General features: G+C 70.2%; 4 protein-coding genes and 1 pseudogene. 3 read left to right on the top strand and 2 right to left on the bottom strand.

All coding sequences use genetic code 11. The features are described from left to right. Nucleotides 1-169 precede the first annotated feature (169 nt). Nucleotides 170-2,035 (bottom strand): phosphoenolpyruvate carboxykinase (GTP), encoded by a 1,866-nt coding sequence (locus GH736_RS16095; protein ID WP_159605136.1) that lies wholly within the window; start codon nt 2,033-2,035, stop codon nt 170-172. Nucleotides 2,036-2,163: 128 nt separating this feature from the next. Between GH736_RS16095 and GH736_RS16090 the strand changes: the two genes are divergently transcribed. From GH736_RS16090 to GH736_RS16080, 3 genes are all read left to right on the top strand, one after another. Then, complete coding sequence (locus tag GH736_RS16090) at nt 2,164-3,606, top strand: helix-turn-helix domain-containing protein (protein WP_159605134.1); 1,443 nt, start codon at nt 2,164-2,166, stop codon at nt 3,604-3,606. A gap of 81 nt (nt 3,607-3,687) precedes the next feature. Continuing rightward, nucleotides 3,688-4,029, top strand: coding sequence for a PadR family transcriptional regulator (locus GH736_RS16085; RefSeq protein WP_159605132.1), 342 nt, complete (start codon nt 3,688-3,690; stop codon nt 4,027-4,029). Beyond that, the gene (locus tag GH736_RS16080; protein WP_159605130.1) at nt 4,026-5,000 is read left to right on the top strand and encodes a permease prefix domain 1-containing protein; all 975 of its coding nucleotides are present in this window, start codon (nt 4,026-4,028) and stop codon (nt 4,998-5,000) included. Before GH736_RS16085 ends, GH736_RS16080 begins: the two co-directional genes overlap by 4 nt. Nucleotides 5,001-5,023: 23 nt before the next feature. Here GH736_RS16080 and GH736_RS16075 read toward each other — a convergent pair. After that, nucleotides 5,024-5,389 (bottom strand): annotated as a pseudogene (locus GH736_RS16075) (SDR family NAD(P)-dependent oxidoreductase); the annotation flags it as partial. Between the last annotated feature and the right edge of the window lie 153 nt (nt 5,390-5,542).

Here is a 5,542-nt window from a genome sequence, read left to right as displayed (position 1 = left end):
CCTCACGGATGCCCTCCTCGGTCACGATGAGGTTGCCGCCGCGCAGCACGGAGCTCGACATCAGGAACCAGCGCATCGCGTCGGCGCCGTCGCGGTCGAAGACCTCGGAGACGTCGGGATAGTTGCGTCGAAGACGTCGAGCAGCTCGGTGCGCATCTCGCGTGAGCGGCTACGCGTCCTGGTGCTGCAGGTGGTAGCGCAGGCTCGCGAGCTCGGCCTTGAGCGCGGCGGGCACGCGATCGCCGAACTGCGCGAAGTACTCGTCGGTGAGGTCGCACTCGGCGAGCCACGAGTCGCGGTCGACGTCGAAGAGCTGCTCGAGCGCGGCATCCGAGATCTCGAGGCCGTCGAGGTCGAGCGAGTCGGACGCCGGGAGCAGGCCGATCGGCGTCTCCACCGCGTCGGCGTCGCCCTCGAGGCGCCCGACGATCCACTCGAGCACGCGCGAGTTCTCGCCGAACCCGGGCCAGAGGAACGAGCCGTCGGCGCCCTTTCGGAACCAGTTGACCTGGAAGATCTTCGGCGCGTTCGTGCCGAGGATGCGGCCCATCTTCACCCAGTGGCCCCAGTAGTCGGCCATGTTGTAGCCGCAGAACGGCAGCATCGCGAACGGGTCCCGACGCAGCTCGCCGACGGTGCCCTCGGCCGCGGCGGTCTGCTCCGACGAGATCGTCGCGCCCATGAACACGCCGTGCTTCCAGCTGCGCGCCTCGGCGACGAGCGGCACGTTCGTCGCGCGTCGCCCGCCGAAGAGGATCGCGTCGATCGGCACGCCGTCGTGCGCGTCCCAGTCGTCGGAGATCTGCGGGCACTGCGCCGCCGCCACGGTGAACCGGGAGTTCGGATGGGCGGCGGGGCGACCGGATGCCGGGGTCCACGGCTTCCCCTCCCAATCCGTGAGCTCGGCAGGGGCCTCGTCGGTGAGGCCCTCCCACCAGACATCGCCGTCGGGGCGGAGCGCCACGTTCGTGAAGATGGTGTTGCCCCAGAGCGTCTGCACGGCGGTCGGGTTCGTGGTCTCGCCGGTGCCGGGGGCGACCCCGAAGAACCCGGCCTCGGGGTTGATCGCGTAGAGGCGGCCGTCCTCGCCGGGGCGCATCCACGCGATGTCGTCGCCGATGGTCTCGACGCGCCATCCGGGGATGGTGGGCTGCAGCATCGCGAGGTTCGTCTTGCCGCACGCCGAGGGGAACGCCGCGGCGACGTGGTACACCTTGCCCTGCGGCGACGTGACCTTGATGAGCAGCATGTGCTCGGCCAGCCAGCCCTCGTCGCGCGCCATGACGCTCGCGATGCGGAGCGCGAAGCACTTCTTCGCGAGCAGCGCGTTGCCGCCGTAGCCCGAGCCGTACGACCAGATCTCGCGCGAGTCGGGGAACTGCACGATGTACTTCGTCTCGTTGCACGGCCAGTCGACCTCGGCGCGACGGTGGCCGACGCCGTCGACGAGCGGGTACCCGACCGAGTGGATGGTGCGCACCCACGGCTCGCCCGCCTCGATGAGGCGGTACACGGACTCGCCCATGCGGGTCATGATGCCCATGGAGAGCACGACGTAGGGCGAGTCGGTGATCTCGACGCCGAGCTGCGAGATCGGACCGCCGAGCGGGCCCATCGAGAACGGCACGACGTACATCGTGCGGCCCTTCATCGAGCCGTCGAAGACGTCGAGCAGCTCGGTGCGCATCTCGCGGGGGTCGCGCCAGTTGTTCGTGGGCCCGGCGTCCTCCTCGTACGTGGAGCAGATGAAGGTGCGGTCCTCGACGCGGGCGACGTCGCCGGCGTCGGTGCGGGCCAGGTAGCTGTTCGGCCGCCACTCGGGGTTCAGCTTCACGAGCTTGCCCTCGGCGACGAGCTGCTTGGTGAGGAGGTCGGCCTCGTGCTTGGATCCGTCGCACCAGACGATCTCGTCGGGCTTGGTGAGCGCGGCGATCTCGTCGACCCAGGCGCGGAGGGCGGGGTCGGTGGTGCCGCGCTGCGCGTGCTCGGATGCCTCGGAACCGGAGGTTCCGATCGAGAACTCGGAGATCGTCATCGTCGTCCCTTTCGTGGGTTCCCGACCTGGGGCCGGATTGGTTCGTACTTCAAGGATGCGACGGTTTGCGGCATCCGTTCGGCCAAACCAGGTGTTAAGAAGTCGAGTTCTTTCGCTATCCTTAAGCCATGAGAGCCGGCACGCCTGACCTCGCCACCCTCGGACATCGCATCCGGCACTTCCGCGGCGAGCGCGGGCTCACGCTCGACCAGCTCGGCGAGGCCGTGGGGCTCGCCGGCAGCCAGCTCTCCCTCATCGAGAACGGCAAGCGCGAGCCGAAGCTCTCCACGCTCGACGCGCTGGCGGCCGCGCTCGGCGTCGAGCTCGCCGACCTGCTCGCCCGCGAGGCGCCGAGCCGCCGAGCCGCCCTCGAGCTCGAACTCGGCCGCGCGCAGTCGAGCGCGCTCTACGCCACCCTCGGGCTCCCAGCCGTGCGACCCGGCCGCGGCATCAGCGACGAGACGCTCGAGGCCATCGTCGGCCTGCATCGCGAGCTCCAGCGACGCGCGAGCGAGGCGATCGCCACGCCCGAGGAGGCGCGACGCGCGAACACCGACCTCCGCGAGCGCATGCGCGACCAGGACAACTACCTCCCCCACATCGAGCAGTTGGCCGAGGAGCAGGTGCGCGCCTCGGGCCATCGCACCGGAGCGCTCACCCACCGCGAGGTGAGCGTGATGGCCGAGCGGCTCGGCTTCCAGCTGATCTACGTGAGCGACCTGCCCGACTCGACGCGCTCCATCACCGACCTCTCCAACGGCCGCATCTACCTGCCGCCGGCGTCCATCCCCGGCGGGCACGGACTGCGGTCCATGGCCCTGCAGGCGATGGCCCATCGCCTCCTCGGGCACACTCCGCCGGCGAGCTACGACGAGTTCCTCTGGCAGCGGCTCGAGATCAACTACTTCGCAGCCGCGTGCCTGATGCCGCAGGAGGCATCCGTCGCCTTCCTCCAGCAGGCCAAGAAGGAGAAGCGCCTCGCGATCGAGGACTTCCGCGACGCGTTCGGCGTCACCCACGAGGCGGCCGCGCTGCGCTTCACGAACCTCGCCACCAGCCACCTCGACATGACCCTGCACTTCTTGCGGGTCGCCGGCGACGGAGCGCTGCTGAAGGGCTACGAGAACGACGGGCTCGTGCTGCCCACCGACGTCACCGGATCGATCGAGGGACAGTGGGTGTGCAAGAAGTGGAGCGCGCGCACGGCCTTCGAGCACACCAATCGCACCACCGAGAACTACCAGTACACCGACACGCCGGCGGGCACCTTCTGGTGCGCGACGCAGACCGGGCGCACGGATGCCGCGGAGTTCTCGATCACGGTGGGCGTGCCGTTCGCGCAGGCGAAGTGGTTCCGCGGGCGCGAGACCACGCTGCGCGCCGTGTCGACCTGCCCCGACGAGGCGTGCTGCCGGCGGGCGCCGAACGGACTCGCCGAGCGCTGGTCGGGGCGGGCGTGGCCGTCCGCCCGCCTGCACGCGCACGTGCTCTCGCCGCTCCCCTCCGGTACGTTCCCGGGCGTCGACGACGCCGAGGTGTACGCCTTCCTCGAGGCCCACGCCGACCAGTAGCGGCATCCGCGACCCGCTCGCCGGCCGCGCACTTCGATGTGTGTCTTGCAATAGTGTGTGTCACACAGTATCGTGTGACGCATGAACCACGATGAGACGACGGCCGGCCACATCCAGGAGCTGCGACGCGGCACCGTGGTGCTCGCCTGCCTCGTGCGGCTGCGCCGGCCCGACTACGGCTACGCGCTCCTCGAGTCGCTGAACGCGCTCGGCATCCTCGTCGACGCGAACACGCTCTACCCGCTCCTCCGGCGCCTCGAGAAGCAGGGCCTGCTCGTCAGCGAGTGGAACACCGATGAGGCGCGACCCCGCAAGTTCTACCGCACCAGCCCCACGGGCGAGGCCCTCGCCGAGGTCCTGACGACCGACTGGCGCCGTGTCGACGACGCCATCACCAGACTCACCACAGGAGACGACCGATGACCACCCTGACCGACCGCTACGTGTGGGCCGCGGCCCGCACCCTGCCCGAGGCGCAGCGCGCGGAGTTCGAGCGCGAGCTGCGCGAGCGCATCGGCGACGCGTCCGACGCCCTGGTCGACACGGGGCGTGCACCCGCCGACGCCGAGCGCATGGCGCTCGTCGAGCTCGGAGACCCCGCCGCGCTCGCGGCGAGCTACGTCGACCGGCCGCTCCAGCTCATCGGCCCGCGCTACTACCTCACGTGGTGGCGACTGCTGAAGCTGCTGTACTCCGTCGTGCTCCCGATCGCCGTCGCGGCCGTGGTCCTCGCGCAGCTGCTGTCGGGCGCCGACGTGGGCGACGTCATCGGGAACGCGATCGCGGTGGCGCTCTCCCTCGCCGTGCACCTCGGGTTCTGGACCACGCTCGCGTTCGCCGTGCTCGAGCGCTCGCCCGGCAAGGGGGCCGACCTCGCGTGGACGCCCGACATGCTCCCGCAGCTGCCCGAGCTCAGTCGGCCCGGCCGGCGCAGCGAGCTCATCGGGTCGCTCGCGTTCCTCGGCATCTTCGCCCTCGTGATCGTCTGGCAGCAGTTCGGGCTCCCGTGGGTCGACGCGCTCGAGACGATCCCGCTGCTGGATCCCGACCTGTGGAGCTTCTGGATCCCCTACTTCCTCGTGCTCATCCTGCTCGAGATGCTGTTCGCCATCGCGATCTACGCCTGGGGCTGGAACTGGTGGCTCGCGGTCGCCAACCTCGCGCTGAACGTCGCGTTCGTCGTGCCGGCGCTCTGGCTGTTCACCACGGGTCAGCTCATCAACCCCGAGGCGCTCGAGGCCATGGGCTGGCCGTGGGGTGATGCGGGCGAGGTGACCGCGACGGTCATCGTCGTGGTCGTGATCGGCGTCGCCGTCTGGGACGTCATCGACGGCGTCATCAAGACGGTGCGCGGCAGCCGGGCCGGCGCGATGCCCACGCTCGGGCAGCTCTGACCGCAGCGCGATCCGGATGCGGCCTACTTCGGCTGCATCCGGATCGCGCCGTCGAGGCGGATCACCTCGCCGTTCAGCATCGGGTTCGCGATGATCGACCGCACGAGCGCGGCGTACTCGGTGGGGTGTCCCAGCCGGGACGGATGCGGCACCTGGGCCTCGAGGGACGCGCGCACCTCGTCGGGCATGCCGGCCATCATGGGCGTCTCGAAGATGCCGGGCGCGATCGTCACGACGCGGATGAGCAGCTTCGACAGGTCGCGGGCGATCGGCAGCGTCATGCCGGCGACGGCGGCCTTCGACGCGGAGTAGGCGGCCTGTCCGATCTGCCCGTCGAACGCCGCGACCGATGCGGTGCTCACGATGACGCCGCGCTCGGCCGTGGCCGGGCCGCCGGGCACCGAGGCGTCGACCGCGGTTGAAGAAGCGGTTCGCGATGCTGGACATCCACACGATCCGGGATCTCCGAGACGCGGACCCGGCGCTCATCCGGAAGAAGTTCAGCGTCGTGCTGCAGCGGACCGTGTATGAGCTCCGGGGTA

This window comes from Agromyces humi, assembly GCF_009720255.1.
In the GTDB taxonomy this organism is placed as follows: Bacteria; Actinomycetota; Actinomycetes; order Actinomycetales; family Microbacteriaceae; genus Agromyces; species Agromyces humi.
This window is presented reverse-complemented; position numbering and strand designations above follow the sequence as displayed.